10 protein-coding genes are annotated in these 17,562 nt (G+C 66.7%); 3 read left to right on the top strand and 7 right to left on the bottom strand.

Annotation, left to right across the window (positions count from 1 at the left end):
- Positions 1 to 46 precede the first annotated feature (46 nt).
- Positions 47 to 1,399 carry a carbohydrate porin gene (locus B4I46_RS12910; protein WP_210014230.1) on the bottom strand — a complete coding sequence of 451 codons (1,353 nt, stop codon included), beginning with the start codon at positions 1,397 to 1,399 and terminating at the stop codon, positions 47 to 49.
- 200 nt (positions 1,400 to 1,599) lie between these two features.
- A complete protein-coding gene (locus B4I46_RS12905; protein WP_286900528.1) occupies positions 1,600 to 3,654 on the bottom strand; it encodes a TonB-dependent receptor in 2,055 nt (684 codons plus the stop codon).
- 197 nt (positions 3,655 to 3,851) lie between these two features.
- Between B4I46_RS12905 and B4I46_RS12900 the strand changes: the two genes are divergently transcribed.
- Positions 3,852 to 4,073 carry a VF530 family DNA-binding protein gene (locus B4I46_RS12900; RefSeq protein ID WP_043862005.1) on the top strand — a complete coding sequence of 74 codons (222 nt, stop codon included), beginning with the start codon at positions 3,852 to 3,854 and terminating at the stop codon, positions 4,071 to 4,073.
- A gap of 25 nt (positions 4,074 to 4,098) precedes the next feature.
- Positions 4,099 to 4,737, top strand: coding sequence for a Pr6Pr family membrane protein (locus B4I46_RS12895; RefSeq protein ID WP_376787183.1), 639 nt, complete (start codon positions 4,099 to 4,101; stop codon positions 4,735 to 4,737).
- A 10-nt stretch (positions 4,738 to 4,747) separates the two neighbouring features.
- Here the strand turns inward: B4I46_RS12895 and B4I46_RS12890 are convergent, their stop codons facing one another.
- The 3 genes from B4I46_RS12890 to B4I46_RS12880 all read right to left on the bottom strand — a co-directional run bounded on the left by B4I46_RS12890 (position 4,748) and on the right by B4I46_RS12880 (position 9,394).
- Positions 4,748 to 5,512: a siderophore-interacting protein gene (locus B4I46_RS12890; protein WP_286900525.1), complete on the bottom strand. Its 765-nt coding sequence runs from the start codon at positions 5,510 to 5,512 to the stop codon at positions 4,748 to 4,750.
- Complete coding sequence (locus tag B4I46_RS12885) at positions 5,509 to 6,081, bottom strand: PadR family transcriptional regulator (RefSeq protein ID WP_054914759.1); 573 nt, start codon at positions 6,079 to 6,081, stop codon at positions 5,509 to 5,511. The genes B4I46_RS12890 and B4I46_RS12885 overlap by 4 nt, the downstream gene beginning before the upstream one ends.
- A gap of 166 nt (positions 6,082 to 6,247) precedes the next feature.
- Entirely contained in the window at positions 6,248 to 9,394 is a 3,147-nt protein-coding gene (locus tag B4I46_RS12880; protein ID WP_043862001.1) for a transglycosylase domain-containing protein, read from the bottom strand.
- Between the two features lie 439 nt (positions 9,395 to 9,833).
- On the opposite strand from B4I46_RS12880, the gene B4I46_RS12875 reads away from it, so the two are divergent.
- Positions 9,834 to 11,258 carry an amino acid permease gene (locus B4I46_RS12875; RefSeq protein WP_043862000.1) on the top strand — a complete coding sequence of 475 codons (1,425 nt, stop codon included), beginning with the start codon at positions 9,834 to 9,836 and terminating at the stop codon, positions 11,256 to 11,258.
- Between the two features lie 96 nt (positions 11,259 to 11,354).
- On the opposite strand, the gene B4I46_RS12870 is transcribed toward B4I46_RS12875, so the two are convergent.
- Together B4I46_RS12870 and B4I46_RS12865 are read right to left on the bottom strand one after the other, a co-directional pair.
- On the bottom strand, positions 11,355 to 12,971 hold the full coding sequence (locus tag B4I46_RS12870) for an FMN-binding glutamate synthase family protein (RefSeq protein WP_054914757.1): 1,617 nt from the start codon (positions 12,969 to 12,971) through the stop codon (positions 11,355 to 11,357).
- Between the two features lie 130 nt (positions 12,972 to 13,101).
- Positions 13,102 to 17,370 carry a DEAD/DEAH box helicase gene (locus B4I46_RS12865; protein ID WP_286900520.1) on the bottom strand — a complete coding sequence of 1,423 codons (4,269 nt, stop codon included), beginning with the start codon at positions 17,368 to 17,370 and terminating at the stop codon, positions 13,102 to 13,104.
- Positions 17,371 to 17,562 lie beyond the last annotated feature (192 nt).

The following is a 17,562-nucleotide window of genomic DNA, read 5'->3' as shown; positions in this document are numbered from 1 at the left end:
CGTGTGTTCTCCATCAAGGTGAAAAGGTTCGAGCCGCAGGGCCCGTTCAGAAGCTGCTCTGGATCTTGAGGCCGCCGATCAGCGCGTCGTCCACGTGCCCGACCCCGCCCGGGTGGCGGATGTACTGCAGGTTCGGGCGCACGGTCAGCCACTGGGCCAGGTGGATGCCGTAATACAGCTCGGCGCTGTACTCGGTGTCCTGGACGGGCAGGAAGGCGGGGTTGTCGTAGTCGAAGAGGGCATTGGCGCGGTTGCGGGCCTCGGCGTTCCTGCGATAGGCCGGGTTGACGTGCACGCGAGCGAGGGCGAAGCCGATGTCGTCCTTGGCGCGGGCATCGAACAGCCCTTTGTAAACCACACCTGCCTGAACATAGTTGTCGATGGCATTGGTCTTCTTGTCGTGCAGCGTGGCATTGGCAAAAACGCTCAGGCCACGTGAGTGATCGCTGGCCAACGACGTCACCTGCTGCTGTGCCCCCAGCCAGAACCCGTGCTTGCTCGAGCTGCTGCGATAGTCCTGGCCACTGAGGGCTGCCGGTTGGCCGTTGCCGTCCTTGTAAACATCTTGTGCCTTGGCACTACTGTAGTAGTAACCGGCGCGATATTCCCCTTTGAGGCCGTCGATGGCCGGCGTCCACACCAGTTCCACCGGCAGTACCGCGCCCTGGGTGCCGCTGCCGCTGAGCTTGAAGCCGTTCTGGCGCTCGAGGTTGGAGGGGTTCTGTTCGTAGGCACCGACCTGGGCGTAGAGTTCCGGCGTAAGGTGGTACTTGACGCGCAGGGCCCACTGGCTCACCGGCCAGTTGTACCAGATGCTGCCGGCCCAGTTGCCCACCTGCGAGCCGCAGAAGGCCAGGTTCTGGAAGTCGCAGGGGAAGCTGTTGAAGTCCTCGCCCTGGCCGAAGCGCCCGACCTTCACGTCGAGGTCGCCGTCCAGGTACGTCTGCTTGAACCACATCTGGGTCAGCCGCCAGGTCTGGCCACGGCCCCAGACTTCCTGGGCCGAGGTGAAGCCGCCCACCCGCGGATCGTTGATGCGATCGTTGCTGATGTTGTTGCCGTGGCGCTCGGTCACGGTCAACTGGAATTCGGCGCCCTGCCAGCCGAGGATCTTCTGCAGGTCCAGGTGGCTGCCCAGGCTGAACTGGTCGCTGTAGCGGGCGGTGTTGCTGTGGTCGTGGCCACCGTGCAGGTTGCTGCCCATCTCCCCGGTGTAGCCCAGAGTGAAGTCGTAGCCGCGCTCGGCCAGCGCCGAGCGTGTGCCGCCCCAGTCGCCGAGCATCCAGGGCGAGTTGCCGTCGAAGAGGGGGGCGGCCTGCAGGCTGCAGGCCAGCGTGCTGGCGGCCAGGCCTGCCAGCAAGGTCGCGGCGGCGGGGGGCAGATGATGGAACTGATGCATGAGATAGCGCTGTCTTTTGATTGTTGGAAGAACGGCAAATTGCCCGAGATGCAGGCATCGTCGAGGGCAAGGCAGTATCAGGAATAGGTGAAGCGGTTCAGCTTGAGGCGGGGAGGATATAGGCGAACGTGCCGGAAAAAAAGCCGGATCAGCAAGAGTGACCGTTGCCGGATGGGTAACAATCCGGCAACGGTGTGGGTTCAGAAGGTGGTTCGCAGGCCTACCTGTACGCTGCGACCCGGCGCTGGGGCGATGTCGCGCAGGATCGAACTGGCATAGCGTACGGTCTGGTCGGTGAGGTTTTCGCCGCGCACGAAGGCCAGCCATTCACTCTGGCCGATCTCGAAGCGATAGCCCACGCTGGCCCCCAGGGTGGTGTAGCCGTCGGTGCTGGTTTCATTGGCCGGCTTGCGATGCTGGCTGCTGGCATGCTGCACGTCGACCCGCGCCTGCCAGCGTTCAAGGTTCCAGGTCAGGCCGCTGTTCAGGCGCAGCGGGGCAATGCGTGGCAGGTCTTCGCCGGTATCAAGGTTCTTGGCGCGGGTGTAGTCGCCAGACAGTTCCAGGGCGAAGCTGCCGTAGGCGTTTTCCAGCAGTTGCCAGCGGTCCTGGGCCTCGATGCCGTAGAAGCGGGCGCGCACGCCGTGATAGAGGTATTCGGGCACGTCGCCATGCTCGTGATCATGGTCGTGATCGTGATCGTGATCGTCATCCCCGTGATCGTGATCATGCCCTTCGCGCAGGTTGCCGCTGGCCAGCAGGCCGATGTAGTTGCGGAAGTGGCTGTAGAACACGCCCACGCTGCCCTTGTGCGTGCCGTTGTCGAAACGCAGGGCCAGGTCGCTGGAGATCGCCTTCTCCTTCGAAAGCCCCGGGTCGCCCACCTCGTAGGTGCCGGTGGCGACGTGAGCGCCATTGGCATACAGCTCGTAGAAGGTCGGTGCACGTTCGGTGTAGCCCAGGCTGGCGGCCAGCGACCACACCGGGGTCAACTGGTACACCGCACCCGAGGACAGGCTGGCGGCGGTGAAGCTGCTGGCGCTGTCGGCCTGGGCGAAACGTTCGCTGCCCTGGCTGTCGGGGTCGACCCGGGTGTGCTCCAGGCGTGCGCCCAGGCTCAGGTCGAGGCGGTCGGTGGCCTTCCACTGTTCGAGCACGAACAGCGCCAGGCTGTCGGTATCGGTCTGCGGCACGAAGGCTTCTTCGCCCAACGCCGAGAACTCGTTGCGGGTGACCTGGGCGCCGATCACGCCTTCCACCGGCCCCAGCGGCTGGTGCCGAGCCTCGACGCGGGCCTCGTAGCCCTTGTTCTTGAAGGTGGTATGCACCTCGCCGCCTTCCAGCTCCTGATGCTTGTAGTCGGTGTAGCCGGCGTCGAACTTGAGCGAGCTGAACGGGCCGTCGAGGTCGCGCAGTTCGGAGGCAAAGGCGTAGTGGTCCTGTTCCATGGCCAGACGCACGCCGGGCTCGGCCACCGAACCGTAGTTGGCATCGTAGCGGCTGTAGGACAGGCCCGCGTAACCGTGTTCCCAGTTGTACGAACCGCCGACGGCACCACCGTCCTGGCGCCCGTCGCTGTTTTCCAGGCGATGCTTGCCGCCGGGTTCGTCGGCATCGCGCACCTTCGAACTGCGGGCGTAGCCGGGGATGCGCAAATCGTTGAACTGGCGGCTGTTGGCGTCCAGGTGCAGGGCGAAGCGGCCATCGCCGGCTTCCAGCTTGCCCGCACTGCTGCGGGTGGTGTCGGCGCCCCCGTAGCGCAGCTCGCCGGCACCATGAATGCCTTGCACCGGCGCGTCGGGGATGCGGTTGTCGAAGGTGTTGACCACCCCGCCGATGGCATTGCCACCGTAGAGCAGGGCGGCCGGGCCGCGCACGATCTCGACGCGCTCGACGTTCACCGGGTCCAGTGGCACGGCGTGGTCGTACGACAGCGAAGAGGCATCCAGTGCACCCACGCCGTTGCGCAGGATACGGATCCGGTCGCCGTCCAGGCCGCGGATCACCGGGCGGCTGGCGCCCGGGCCGAACCAGGTGGAGGCGACGCCGGGCTGGGTGTTCAGGGTTTCGCCCAGGCTGCCCTTTTGCTGCAGGGTCAATGTGTCGCCTTCGAGCACGCTGCTGGGGGCTGCCAGCGGGGTGCCCAACGGGTTGGCGGTGATGACCTGGGGTTGCAGTTCAACCGCGTGGCTGGGCAGCGAGGCCAGCCACAGTGCGGCGGCAAGGGGGGAGAGGTGGAGCGGCAGGTGACGCATGGTGGGGTCCTTGGCAGTTATCGTTTTGGTTACAATATAACATTACCGTAAAACAATAAATGCCAAGGTGCTGTCCAGAGCCTTCGCGGTCACTAGAATCACCTCAGGTGCCCTTGATCGAGAAAGGCCGCACCAGGTGCTGACGCGCCGCCGCACCTGGGCTAAGGTGCGCACCTTCGTTTGGCTGGAGCACAGGCATGACTGCCGCTGACAACAACCCGCTGCATGGCGTGACACTGGAACAGATCCTCACCGCGCTGGTGGCGCACTACCAATGGGAAGGGCTGGCGCAGCGCATCGATATCCGCTGCTTCAAGAGTGACCCGAGCATCAAGTCGAGCCTGACCTTCCTGCGCAAGACGCCCTGGGCGCGGGAGAAGGTCGAGCGCCTGTACCTGAAGCTGCAACGCGGTCGCTGAGCCGATGCCGGTGGCTGACCGTCGCATGGGCATCGGCCTGCTGGCGGGCCTTGGCTGGGCGGCGTTGACCATCCAGCTGTATCTGGTGCTGCTGGCGCGCTGGCAGGATCAGGCCAGCCTGCTGGGCGGGTTGGTGAATCTGTTCGGTTATTTCACGGTGTTGAGCAATACCCTGGTGGCCACGGTGCTGACCCAGGCGGCCTTTGGCCGTGAATCGGCGGCGCGGCGCTGGTGGCTGTCGCCCTGGGTGAGTTCCGGGGTGGCGGTGAGCATCGTGTTCGTGGCGCTGGCCTACAGCCTGTTGCTGCGTCACCTGTGGCAACCGCAGGGCTGGCAGTGGCTGGCCGATGAGCTGCTGCACGACGTGATGCCGGCGGCCTATGCGCTGTACTGGTGGTGGTGCGTGCCCAAGGGGCAGTTGCGTTTCACGCACCTGCTGGGCTGGCTGGTGTATCCGCTGGGGTACTTTGGGTATGTGCTGGCGCGCGGTCACGGTATCGGTTTCTATCCGTACCCGTTCGTCGATGTGGCGAGCCTGGGCTATGCGCAGGTGCTGCTCAATGCGCTGGCCATGCTGGGGGGCTTCATTCTGGTCGGCGTGCTGCTGATCGTCCTCGACCGCTGGCAGGGCAGGCGCCTGGCACGGGCCCAGGCGCAACCCTGAAGGTCGACGCTTATTCCTCGTCGTTGGGGTCCAGTCGCCAGTAGGCGGCCGCCTTGAGGTACGCCTCGTTCACGCCTTTCTCTTCCAGCAGCAGGCTCTTGGCCTTGCGCGTCAGCGCCTTTTCCAGGGCAACCCAGGCATACAGCGTGCCCGACGGCAGGCTCAGGTCGCGCAACACCTGCAGCACGTCCTGCTGGTGGCGCCGTACCCAGATCACCTCGACCTGCGCCGCGCTGGGCAGTGGCTGGCGTTCCTGGTCGTCCTCGATTTCGATCACCGCCAGCACCTTGCGTCCGGCTGGCAACTCTTCGAGCCGGCGGCCGATGGCCGGGATGGCGGTTTCATCGCCCACCAGCAGGTAGCTGTCGAAGATGTCCGGCACCACCAGCGAGGCGCGTGGCCCGGCGATATGCAGGTAATGGCCGGGTTCGGCCTGGGCCGCCCAGGTGGAGGCGGGGCCGTCGCCGTGCAGCACGAAGTCCAGGTCCAGCTCGCCGGCGGCCAGGTCGATGCGCCGCGGGGTGTACTCGCGCATGGTCGGTCGCACGTCGGTGGCGCCGGGGTTGTCCAGGGCCACCTGTTCTGCGGGGGAGCAGGCGAACATGAGTTTGACGTGGTCGTCGCTGCCGACGCTGAGAAAGCCCTGCAGCTCGGCGCCGCCGAGGGTGATGCGGCGCATGCGCGGGGTCAGCTCGGTCACGCGCAGTACCTCGAGGCGGCGGCGCTTGATCTCGTGGTTGACGCGATGGATCGAAAGGTTGGGGCTGTCCGTCATTCGGAAGTCTCCTGGGTGGGGGTTGCCGGGCCGGCAACGATGGCTTTTGCGGTGTCGTTGAGCAGGGTGCGTACCCGCTCGATCTCTGCGGGGTTCCAGCGCCCGGCATGGATCTGCAGGGCATGGCGCAGGTTGTGTACGGCTTCGTGGATTTCCGGCGGACGGTCGTGCACGCGCATCGAGCGCTTGCTCACCTCGATGCGCGTGCGCACGCCGTCCAGGGCGATGGCCTGGTCGACCAGCGACTGGCGCCCGGCGTCGGTGACGCTGTAGAGCTTCTTGCTGCCGTGGACTTCGCCGCTGATCAGCTCGCTCTCTTCGAGAAAGGTCAGGGTCGGGTAGATCACGCCGGGGCTGGGGCTGTAGCCGCCGTCGAACTCGGCCTCGATCTGGCGGATCAGGTCGTAGCCGTGGCCGGGCTTTTCCGAAAGCATGGCCAGCAGCAGCAACTTGAGATCGCCGGGGGCGAACACGCGGGGGCCACGGTCGCCGCGTTCACGGCCGTGCCGGCGCTCGAAGCCGTCATGGCGCTCGCCGCTGTCGCGGTGGGGTGGGTGATGGTCACGCATGGACTGTCTCCTGTCTGCGTTTCGATGTATCTAAAGATATTACTCAAGATATATCTTAACGCAAGGCGTGGAGATGATTATTTTTCGCATTTAGCGCTGATCTGTTTCACCGGCAAGGCCGGCTCCTGCACGCAAGCGTGTGGTTGGTGCAGGCGAGCAAATGGCTTCAGGGCGTCGAAAGGTCTTGCGTTGCCACCAGCGGCGGCGTGCACAACGTGTTGCCCCCCGGCTGCAGGTATGGCAGCAGTATCGGCGCCATGCCCTTGAGCACCTGCACCGGCAACGCCGAGGTGAACTTGAATGCCTCGGCCGCGCGCCCCGGCACGAACGCCGTCAAGGTGCCGAAATGGTTGTCGCCCAGAAAGAACACGAACGTCGCGGTGCGGTTCAACGAACGCGAACCGATCAGCCGCCCGCCAGCACCGAAGCTCTCGATGCGGTTGTCCCCGGTGCCGGTCTTGCCGCCCATGGTCAGCAGGGTGCCATCGGGCAGCTTGAAGCTCCCCGACACCCGTCGTGCCGTACCGGCGTCCACCACCTGCGACATGGCCCCGCGCAGGGCCCGCGCCACTTCCACCGACAGCACCCGCTGGCCCCGGTCCGGGTCACCGGCCAGGCGCAGTTCATAGGGCGTGTCGGCGGCGAAGTGCAGGGTGTCGATACGCAGCACCGGCAGGCGCACGCCGTCGTTCTGGATGATGCCCACCAGCTCGGCCAGCGCCGCCGGGCGGTCGCCCGAGCTGCCGATGGCGGTGGCCAGCGATGGCACCAGGTGATCGAACGGGTAGCCCACGCGCTTCCAGCGCTGGTGAATGTCGAGGAACGCCTCGATCTCGACCATGGTACGGATACGGCTGTCACGGGCGCCCTTGTGCCGGCTCTTGAACAGCCAGCTGTAGACTTCCTGGCGTTCGAAATGGCTGGCCAGCACCGCGTCCTGAAAGCTTGCGGTGGGGTTCTTCAGCAGGTAGCCCAGCAGCCACAGGTCCAGCGGGTGCACCCGGGCGATGTAGCCCTGGTCGGGCAGGTCGTAGGTGCCCGGGCCGTAGGCGGCATACAGGCCTTCCAGACGCTGGTCGGTCAGTTGGTCCTTTTTCAGCGGTGGCCGCTTGGCCGCCCCTGGCTCGGCCTTCATGTGCGCGCGCACGAAGGCGTTGAAGGTGGCCTGGTCGGCCTCGGGGAACAGGTAACGGTGCACGGCGGCCAGGCGGATCGGCGTGACCCGCAGGCTGTCGAGAAAGGTGTCCAGGCGTTCCTGGGAGGTCTTGCGCTGGTACTTCTTCCAGAACCGGCGCATGAAGTCGGTGCCCTCGCGGTCGGCGAAGCGGGCAAGGTACTCCTGGCGCCGCGGCTCGGCATCGTCCTTGAGCAACTTGCCGCTGTTGCCCGGTGCCGAATAGGTGCTGTAGCGCACCAGGTCGCGCATCAGGCGAATGAAGGGCAGGTTGATCGACTCGCGCAGGGCATCCTTGAGGGTCGGCATGCGGCCGTTGTCCTCGCGGCGAAAGTTGTTGAACACATGCATGCCGCCGCCGGTGAAAAAGGCTTCGCCGGGGCTGGCCGAATACTTGCGCTCCAGCGCCGCGTCGAGCATCGCGGTGATGTTGCGGTCCTTGTTGCGGGCCAGGTAATCCAGGGCCCAGCGGCTGATGAAGTCGGTGTCGGCCACCTCCACCTTGCTCAACTGGGCCGGGGTCATGTCGACGTACTTGTCGTGCAGCTCGGCGATGATTTCCAGGTACTGGGTCAGCACCCGCAACTTGGCGGTGGAGCCCAGCTCAAGCTTGCTGCCCTCGTTGATGTCGAACGGCTGGTCGGTGCTGTCGGTCTGTACCCGTACCCGCGAGCCGTCGGCGGTGCGTTCCAGCAGGGTGAAGCTGTAGCGCACCTGGGTGGTGCTGGTGGGGGTCAGCAGGCGTTCGCCAATCAGCCCCATCTGCGCCGCAAAGGCCGGGTCGGCGAGGCTCTTGAGGTACTCGCTGACCTGCCCCTGCAGGTCGGCCTGCAGCGTGCTGGTGGCCGACAGGTCGAGGCGGTCCAGGTCGTACAGCGGGCGCCCCAGCGCCGACGACAAGCGGCTGCGAGCCACGCTGATGCCCTTGTTGGTGACGATGGGCACGATGGTCGGCTGCGCCACCCAGTCGCGAAACACCACCTTGCTTGCCAGCGCGGCATCGGCCAGCGGGCGGTCGATGATGTTGTTGGCGGCCAGCAGGCGCACGTGGCTGTCGGTGAGGGTGGCCAGTTCGTTGCGACCCTTGGACAGAAAGTGCGACGGGCGGCGCTGGGCAATCATCAGCGACAGCACCTGGCGCAGCGCCAGGCCACGTGCGGCCAGGCTGGCCGGGTCGCTGTCGGTACTGGCCAGGGTCTTGTTGACCTCGGCAAAGTCGGCGCCGTACCACACCCGCAGGCCCTCGGCCATGCCGTGCACTTCGCCGTGGCCGGGCACCGCCGACAGCGGCACGCTGTTGAGGTAGTCGCGCACGATGCGCTGGCGTGCGCCCAGGGTCTGCGGCCCGTCCTGGTAGGCGCGCACGCTGGCCGAAATCATCTGGCGCAGTTTCTCGCTGCCCGACACCGTGAGGCCATCGGGGGAGTGGCGGTATTTTTCCAGCTGCGTGGCCAGCGTGCTGCCGCCGGCCGACTGGCCGGGCAGGGCCAGGTGCTTGGCGACCTGACTGTAGGCGGCCATGGCGAAGCGCGGCCAGTCCACCGCCGGGTTGCTGCGCGGATCGGCGGGGTCGAGCAGGTCGCGGTTCTCGATGAACAGCAGGCTGTGCACGATCACCGGCGGGATCGAGGCGAAATCCGGGTACAGGTGCTGCGGGTAATGGAACTGGTACAGCGCGTCGCCCTTGCAGTCGGTGATCGACAGGCCGGCCTGGATCTTCTCGGCATAGGGCACGAAGAACCCGTGCTGCACATAGTTCATCAGCGCCGGCGAAAAACGCGCCTGCTCGACGATCACGTAATCGCGCTTGAACAGCCGCGGCAGAAACTCGCCCAGCGCGCTGTAGCCCAGGCGCTTGTCGAACGGGCCTTCGCCCGGGTAGATGACGGCATCGCTGGGGCCCTTGTGCATCGAATAGCTCAGGGTGGCGGCGAACTGGCTGAACTCGCGCGCCTGCAAGCGCGAGGTGTGCATTTCACGGGCGATCGCCAGGCCCAGCAGTACCAGGGCCCCCAGCACCAGCAGGCCGAACAGCCACCAGCCATAGCGCCGGCGGGGACGTTTGGGCAATGCGGGAGTATCCGGTTGTTCTGCGGCAGCCTGCGTCTTGTCTGGTTCCGTTTGCCACTGTGCGCCCATAGTGTTCAGCCCGGCTGCGTATGTTCGTCTCGCTTGCCTGAAGCTTAGACGCTGGTCGCAATTGATGAAAAATTTGTGGGTTGCCAGCGGCAGGTTCGCCAATCACGGCGCGAACATGCGCCTTTGGTGCAAGGTTGTGTTGCCCCGTTTTGGTGCTATGTTAGCCGCCCGGTTGACACCCGCACGACCAAGCGCGGGTAATGCCACTCCGAATAAGCGGTAATTGCCGAGAGTTCTCGCCAAATATCGGGGTTTATATAGTGAAAAGCCCTGTAGCGGCCTTCCTATACTGCTCGCCCCTTTCGCTCGGCCGGTGCTCCGCGCCCCGGTCGACGTGCTTGCCCACAAGGTGAGCCCGGCGCGGCGAAACAGCAGCCTATCGGCGCTGTACAGCCTGCACGAAGGGTTATATCCAATAACAAAATGAGGTTGTATTCCTATGCCAGTCGGCAACCACCCTTCTCATGGTGAGACCGCCCAGGGCGGCCCACTCAAGCGGGAACTCGGCGAACGTCACATTCGCCTGATGGCGCTGGGCGCCTGTATCGGTGTCGGGCTGTTCCTCGGTTCGGCCAAGGCCATCGAAATGGCCGGGCCGGCGATCATGCTGTCCTACATCATCGGCGGCCTGGCGATCCTGGTGATCATGCGCGCGCTGGGCGAGATGGCCGTGCACAACCCGGTGGCCGGGTCCTTCAGCCGCTACGCACAAGACTACCTGGGCCCGCTGGCGGGCTTTCTGACCGGCTGGAACTACTGGTTCCTGTGGCTGGTGACCTGTGTCGCCGAGATCACCGCGGTGGCCATCTACATGGGCATCTGGTTCCCGGACGTACCGCGCTGGATCTGGGCGCTGGCGGCGTTGGGCAGCATGGGCGCGATCAACCTGGTGGCGGTGAAGGCCTTCGGCGAGTTCGAGTTCTGGTTCGCCCTGATCAAGATCGTGACCATCATCGCCATGGTGCTGGGCGGCATCGGCGTGATCGCCTTCGGCTTCGGCAACGACGGTGTGGCGCTGGGCATCTCCAACCTGTGGAGTCACGGCGGCTTCATGCCCAACGGCGTGACCGGCGTGCTGATGTCGCTGCAGATGGTGATGTTCGCCTACCTGGGCGTGGAGATGATCGGCCTTACCGCCGGTGAAGCGCGCAACCCGCAAAAGACCATCCCGCAGGCCATCGGCTCGGTGTTCTGGCGCATCCTGCTGTTCTACGTCGGCGCGCTGTTCGTGATCCTGTCGCTGTACCCGTGGAACGAGATCGGCAGCCAGGGCAGCCCGTTCGTGATGACCTTCGAGCGCCTGGGCATCAAGACCGCAGCCGGCATCATCAACTTCGTGGTGATCACCGCGGCGCTGTCGTCGTGCAACGGCGGTATCTTCAGTACCGGGCGCATGCTCTACAGCCTGGCGCAGAACGGCCAGGCCCCGGCCAGCTTTGCGCGCACCTCGCGCAACGGCGTGCCGCGCAATGCACTGCTGCTGTCGATCGGCGCGCTGCTGCTGGGCGTGCTGGCCAACTACCTGGTACCTGAAAAGGTCTTCGTGTGGGTGACCTCGATCGCTACCTTCGGCGCGATCTGGACCTGGGTGATGATCCTGCTGGCGCAACTGCGCTTTCGCGCCGGGCTGAGCCAGGCCGAACGGGCCGCGCTCAAGTACCGCATGTGGCTGTGGCCGCTGAGTTCCTACCTGGCCCTGGCGTTCCTGATCCTGGTGGTCGGCCTGATGGCCTACTTCGAGGAAACCCGCGTGGCGCTGTTCATCGGCCCGGCGTTCCTGGTAATGCTGACGGTGCTGTACCACGTGTTCAAGCTGGCGCCCAAGGGCGACAGTGAAGCAGTGGCGGCATCCAGCGCATCCTGATGTACACAACCCCGGCCCAGGCCGGGGTTTTTATGTGGCTGTACTGCCCCTTCGCCGGCAATGCCGGCTTCTGCAGGTGAGGAGTCGGCGACGCCGTTACGCCGCTTCGGCGTTGGGCTCGAAACTGTCTGCCCGCGCCATCTGCCACATCCGCGAGTAGAACTCGCCGTTCACCTCGCCGGTAAGCAGTTCACCCGGCTTGAGGAACACGTGCAGCTGCGAGAACAGCTTGATCTCGGTGGCCGACATGCGCCGCACCAGGTGCTTGGCCTCCAGCTGCGAGGGGTGATCCAGCCCGGCGGCGGCGAGCATCTCGGCCAGCGCCTTGAGCGTGTTGCGGTGGAAGCTGAACACCCGCTGCGCCTTGTCCGGCACCACCAGCGCCCGCTGGCGCAGGCCGTCCTGGGTGGCCACGCCGGTCGGGCACTTGTTGGTATGGCAGCTTTGCGACTGGATGCAGCCGATGGCGAACATGAAGCCGCGCGCCGAGTTGGCCCAGTCGGCACCGATGGCCAGCACGCTGGCGATATCGAACGCACTGACGATCTTGCCGCTGGCGCCCAGCTTGATCTTGTCGCGCAGGTTCAGCCCCACCAGGGTGTTGTGCACGAACAGCAGCCCTTCGCGCAGCGGCACGCCGATGTGGTCGGTGAACTCCACCGGCGCGGCGCCGGTGCCGCCTTCCTTGCCGTCGACCACGATGAAGTCGGGCAGGATGCCGGTCTCGAGCATGGCCTTGGCAATGCCCATGAACTCCCACGGGTGGCCCAGGCAGAACTTGAAGCCGACCGGCTTGCCGCCGGACAGCTCGCGCAGCTGGGCAATGAACTGCATCAGCTCGATGGGGGTGGAGAACGCGCTGTGGCGCGACGGCGAGATGCAGTCTTCGCCCATCATGATGCCGCGGGTGTCGGCGATTTCCTGGGTCACCTTGTGCTTGGGCAGGATGCCGCCGTGGCCGGGCTTGGCGCCCTGGCTCATCTTGATTTCGATCATGCGCACCTGCGGGCTGCTGGCCTGCTGCGCGAAGCGCTCGGGGTCGAAGCGACCGTCCGAGGTGCGGCAGCCGAAGTAGCCGCTGCCCAGTTCCCAGGTCAGGTCGCCGCCATGTTCGCGGTGGTAGGGGCTGATGCTGCCCTCGCCGGTGTCATGTGCGAAGTTGCCGAGCTTGGCACCCTGGTTGAGGGCGCGAATGGCGTTGGCGCTGAGCGAGCCGAAGCTCATGGCCGAGATGTTGAACACCGAGGCCGAATAGGGCTGGGTGCACTGCGGGCCGCCGACGATCACCCGAAAGCTCTCGGGGTCGCTGAGCGGTGCCGGGCGCATGGAGTGGCCGATGAACTCGAAGCCCGACTGGTAGACGTCGATCAGGGTGCCGAACGGCTTGTCGGCGGTTTCGTTCTTGGCCCGCGAGTACACCAGCGAGCGCTGGGCGCGGGAGAAGGGCAGCGCATCGCTGTCGGATTCGAGCAGGTACTGGCGGATTTCCGGGCGGATGCCCTCCACCAGGTAGCGGATATTGCCCAGGATCGGGTAGTTGCGCCGCACCGCATGGCGGCTCTGCAGCAGGTCGAACAGGCCCAGCAGGCTGAGCAGGCCGGTGACCAGGGTGAAGGGCCACAGCCAGTCGTGGTGCAGGAACGGCAGGCTGGCGAGGGTGAACACGACACACGCGGCGAAGAAGGCATAACGGCTGAGGAGGGAGAGGCTCATGCGGGTTCCTTTTGCAGGCAATCCAAGACCTTATATCGAATGGGGGATTGGATGCCAGTGAACCCATCAAGACAGCGTTGCGGCCTTCGCCGGCAATGCCGGCTCCTGCACACACCGCAAAGCTTCGGGATCAGTGATGGACATCGCGCACCACCCGCTCACGCAGCGCCGCATCCTCCTGCACCCAGTACTGCGCCTTGCCCGCCACCCGCGCCGCTACCGCCACGCCGTCGCGGTACACCACCCGGTTGCCGCTCACCGCTGCCACCTTGCTGCCGGGCAGCAAGGTGCCCACCAGGTTCAGCGGGTCGCTGGCACTCACCGCCACCAGGCTGCCATCCAGCGGGCGCCTGCGTACTTCGCGCAATACGCCGATGGCCTCGGGCAAGGCGAACTGTTCGCCGGCCAGCCCGCTGATGAAGCGACCGCCACGGATCTCGCCACGCGCCTCCAGGCGGTGCAACGTGCGCAGCAGGTCCCGCCAGCTCGGCAGCCAGTCGGCCTCGCGTTCGAGCAGCCGCCAGCACACCACGCCATAGCGGCGCAGCAAGGTCAGGGCCACCTGTTCCAGGGCGTCCTCGGCCGGCGTGCCGGCGCGGCGCAGCAATGCCCAGCGCCCGGCGTCCTCCATGCCGCCACTGAATGCCCCGCGACCACGCCGATGGCTGCGTGCCTGGCGCTTGCTGGCCGGGGTGATCAGTGCACGCAGGCCGGCAAAGCTGTCGGCACTGATCTGCCCGGCCGCCACCAGTTCCTGCAGGGCTGTCTCCAGCTCGCTGGGCAACAGGCGTGCCTCGTCGCGCAGCTCATCGAAAAACAGTGCGCCGTGCTCGCTGAGCGCGGCCAGCACACGTTGCGCGCGGGGCGACGGTGCCGGGGCGTCGTCGGTGGCGGCCAGTGCTCGCCACAACCCCAGCCGCGCCCGTGGCAACAGCACGACAGGGGTGCTGCGCAGGGTACAGGCCGCAGCCTTGCCCGAAGGGGCCAGGCGAGCCCACACGAACTTGCCGGCCCGGCAGGCATCGTCCAGCCACTGCCCACTGTAGTCGCGCAGCCGGCTCGGCAGCAGGTCGCTTTCCCAGGCCGAGGCCGCTGCGGCGAAGCCTTCCAGTTGGGTCAGCGCCTCGCCCAGCGCCGCCGGGCCCTCCAGCCGTGTGCCGGGCGAAAGGTGCTGCCAGTCGAACAGAAAGCGCATGAAGTCCTGCAGGCTGACCGGCTCGATTTCGCGGCGCAGGCGCTTGAGCGTGTAGCGGTGGATGCGCGCCAGCAGGTGGCGTTCGCACCATTGTTCAGGGGTGTGGCCCGGGCTGAAGTGCCCGCGCATCACATAGCCCTCGGCTTCCAGGCGCAGCATGGCCTGCTCGACCTGTGAGGGGCTCAGGCACAGCGGCGCGCCGATCTCGCTGCTGGTCAGCGGGCCGAAGCCGCTCAGGCGCGCGCGCAGCAGTTCCACGGCAGCACTGTCGGCATCGATGGGCTGATCGAACCCGGGCAATGGGGTGGGCGCCGCTTGCGGGTACAGCGCCAGCAGCCACGGCAGGCGTTCGCGGGCCAGCCACAGGCCGCCACCCTGCGGCAGCTTCAGGTGGCAGGCGCGTGCGCCGGCGGCCAGTTGCTGCAGCCATGCCAGCCAGCCCGGGTTGGCCTGCACCTCGGCATCGCACACGGCCGCCAGGCTCATCAGTGCCTCGTGCATTTCGTCGGTGCCGCCGGGCAACGGCCAGGCCTCGGCACGCACTGCGGCAATCGCCTGCGGATCCAGTGCGCCCAGGTCGTCGGCACTTTGCGGGTCGCTCCAGCGCCGGTTGAGCACGGCCTGGGTGCGCCGCTCTTCCAGCGGTGCGTCATCGAGAAAGGCGTATGGACGTGCATTCAGGATCGCCGCCGCCAGGGGCGAAGGCGCCGGCAGGTCGCGGCAGATCAGGCGGATGCGCTTGTCTTCGATGCGCCGCAGCAAGTTCAGCCAGCCCTCGCAATCCATCGCCTCGTGCAGGCAGTCGTCGAGGGTCTGCTCCACCAGCGGGTGGTCGGGAATCTCGCGCTCGCCGACGATGTTTTCCAGGCACGCCAGCTGGTCGGGGAACACGGCAGCGGTGAGGTCTTCGCTTTTCATGCGCTGGATCTGCGGGGCGACCTTGCGCCCGCCGGCATAGCGCGGCAGTGCCAGCGACACCCCGGCGTTCCAGCGCCAGCGCACGCCGAACAGCGGCGCATCGAGCACGGCCTGGGTCAGCAGGTGCTCGGCACTGGCGCTGGAAATGTAGCGCCACACCTCTTCCAGGGCAAAACTGTGGCCGGCCGACAGCGACAGGATCAGCGCATCCTCGCTGGCTGCCGCCTGCAACTCGAAATTGAAGGTGCGACAGAAGCGTTTGCGCAGTGCCAGCCCCCAGGCGCGGTTGATGCGGCTGCCGAAGGGCGAGTGGATGATCAGCTGGGTACCGCCGGACTCATCGAAAAAGCGCTCCATGATCAGCGTGTCCTGCGAGGGCAGGGCGCCGAGGGCCTGGCGGGTGCGGGCCAGGTAGTCGAGCAGTTGCTCGGCGCTGTCCGCGTTCAGCCCGAGCGTGGCGTGCAGCCAGGTCAGCAGCGGTTGCAGCTGGCCGCCGCTGGCATCCAGGCGCTGGTCGATTTCGGCTTGCAGGCGTGCCACCGCGAAGGACAGCTCGTCGCTGCGCCCCGGCGCCTCGCCCAGCCAGAAGGGGATGGTCGGCGGTTGCCCGTGGGCATCCTCTACCCGTACCTTGCCGGCCTCCACGCGCAGGATGCGGTACGACGCGTTGCCCAGCTGGAAGATGTCGCCGGCGATGCTCTCCACCGCGAAGTCTTCGTTCACGCTGCCGATGTTCAAGGCCTGGGGTTCGAGCAGCACGCGGTAGTCGGCGTTGTCCGGTATCGCCCCGCCACTGGTCAGGGCGGCCAGCTGGCTGCCGCGCCTTCCACGCAACTGGGCACTGACCGCATCGCGGTGCAGGTACGCGCCGCGCACGCCCTGGCGCCCGCTGTAGCCTTCGGCGAGCATGCGCAGCAGGGCCTGGTAATGCGCCTGGTCGAGATTGGCGTAGGGCATCGCGCGGGTGAGGCACGCAAACAGCGCCTGTTCGTCCCAGGGCTGGCAACTGACCTCGGCGACGATCTGCTGGGCCAGCACGTCCAGCGGTGCGTTGGGGATATGCAGCTCGTCCAGCTCGCCACGGCTCACGCAGTCGAGCAGGGCCACGCACTCGATCAGCTCGTCGCGGGTGGTGGCGAACACACGACCCTTGGGGGTGCCGTCCACCTGGTGGCCGGAGCGGCCAACCCTCTGCAGCAGCGCGGCAATCGAGCCAGGCGAGCCGATCTGGCACACCAGGTCGACCTCGCCGATGTCGATGCCCAGCTCCAGCGAGGCGGTGGCCACCAGCACCTGCAGCTCGCCGCGCTTGAGACGCTGCTCGGCGTCGAGGCGAAATTCCTTGGCCAGGCTGCCATGGTGCGCGGCCACCGCCTCGCGCCCCAGGCGCTCGCTCAGGTGGCGCGCCAGGCGCTCGGCCAGGCGCCGGGTGTTGACGAACACCAGGGTGGTGCGATGCTCGCGGGCCAGTTGCGCGAGGCGATCGTAGACCAGCTCCCACACATCGTTGGCCATCACCGCGCCCAGTGGCGCGCGCGGTACCTCGATGGCCAGGTCGCGCTGGCGCGCATGGCCGATATCCACCAGGGCGCAGGGGCGCTGATGGCCCACCAGGTACTGCGCCACCCGCTCGATCGGACGCTGGGTGGCCGACAGGCCGATGCGCCGCAGCGGGCGCTGGCACAGCGCCTGCAGGCGTTCCAGGCTCAACGCCAGGTGGCTGCCGCGCTTGTTGCCGGCCACGGCGTGGATCTCGTCGACGATTACCGTGTGCACCGAGGCCAGGCCCTGGCGCCCGGACGTCGAGCCGAGCAGCACGTACAGCGACTCGGGGGTGGTCACCAGGATATGCGGGGGCTGGCGGCGCATGGCCGCGCGTTCCTTCTGCGGGGTATCGCCGCTGCGCACTGCGGTGCGCAGGGTAGGGGTGGGCAGCCCGAGGGCGGCCAGTTCGGCGCTGATACCGGCCAGGGGGGCCTGCAGGTTGAGCTGGATGTCGTTGGACAGCGCCTTGAGCGGCGAGACGTACACCACCAGCGTCTGTTCGGGCAGCTCGCCGCCGGCGTGCAGGGCCTGGGTGAAGAGTTCGTCGAGGACCGCGAGGAACGCGGTGAGGGTCTTGCCGGAGCCGGTGGGGGCCGCCACCAGCAGCGATTGCCCGCTGCGGATCAGCGGCCACGCCTGGGCCTGGGCGGCGGTCACCGTGGCGAAACGGTGCTGGAACCAGGCACGGACGGCGGGGTGGAAGGCGTCGAGTACCGGGTGATTGCGGGCGGGCAGGTTCATCAGCTGTTTATGCGGCCGTTGCGCCCTGGTTGCAAGGGGCTTTCGTCAGGCTGCTGCGGCCGCTTCGCCGGCAAGGCCGGCTCCTACAAGGAATGCGCCGAACCTGTGGGAGCCGGCCTTGCCGGCGAAGCGCTCAGCAAGATTGAAAGCCCTGCGCCAGCATGTGATCCTAGCGCGCCTTCCCCGCCACGA

This window comes from Pseudomonas sp. UBA7500 (assembly GCF_002478435.1).
GTDB classification, from domain to species: domain Bacteria; phylum Pseudomonadota; class Gammaproteobacteria; order Pseudomonadales; family Pseudomonadaceae; genus Aquipseudomonas; species Aquipseudomonas palmensis.
The sequence above is the reverse complement of the archived record's forward strand: the minus strand, read 5'-3'. Positions and strand labels throughout refer to the sequence as shown.

Excerpts from the sequence above, each read along its gene's own strand:
- B4I46_RS12885 (WP_054914759.1), bottom strand. The coding sequence starts at position 6,081 with ATGCGTGACCATCACCCACCCCACCGCGACAGCGGCGAGCGCCATGAC.
- B4I46_RS12865 (WP_286900520.1), bottom strand. The coding sequence starts at position 17,370 with ATGAACCTGCCCGCCCGCAATCACCCGGTACTCGACGCCTTCCACCCC.
- B4I46_RS12890 (WP_286900525.1), bottom strand. The coding sequence starts at position 5,512 with ATGACGGACAGCCCCAACCTTTCGATCCATCGCGTCAACCACGAGATC.
- B4I46_RS12910 (WP_210014230.1), bottom strand. The coding sequence starts at position 1,399 with ATGCATCAGTTCCATCATCTGCCCCCCGCCGCCGCGACCTTGCTGGCA.
- B4I46_RS12895 (WP_376787183.1), top strand. The coding sequence starts at position 4,099 with ATGGGCATCGGCCTGCTGGCGGGCCTTGGCTGGGCGGCGTTGACCATC.
- B4I46_RS12875 (WP_043862000.1), top strand. The coding sequence starts at position 9,834 with ATGCCAGTCGGCAACCACCCTTCTCATGGTGAGACCGCCCAGGGCGGC.
- B4I46_RS12870 (WP_054914757.1), bottom strand. The coding sequence starts at position 12,971 with ATGAGCCTCTCCCTCCTCAGCCGTTATGCCTTCTTCGCCGCGTGTGTC.
- B4I46_RS12900 (WP_043862005.1), top strand. The coding sequence starts at position 3,852 with ATGACTGCCGCTGACAACAACCCGCTGCATGGCGTGACACTGGAACAG.
- B4I46_RS12880 (WP_043862001.1), bottom strand. The coding sequence starts at position 9,394 with ATGGGCGCACAGTGGCAAACGGAACCAGACAAGACGCAGGCTGCCGCA.
- B4I46_RS12905 (WP_286900528.1), bottom strand. The coding sequence starts at position 3,654 with ATGCGTCACCTGCCGCTCCACCTCTCCCCCCTTGCCGCCGCACTGTGG.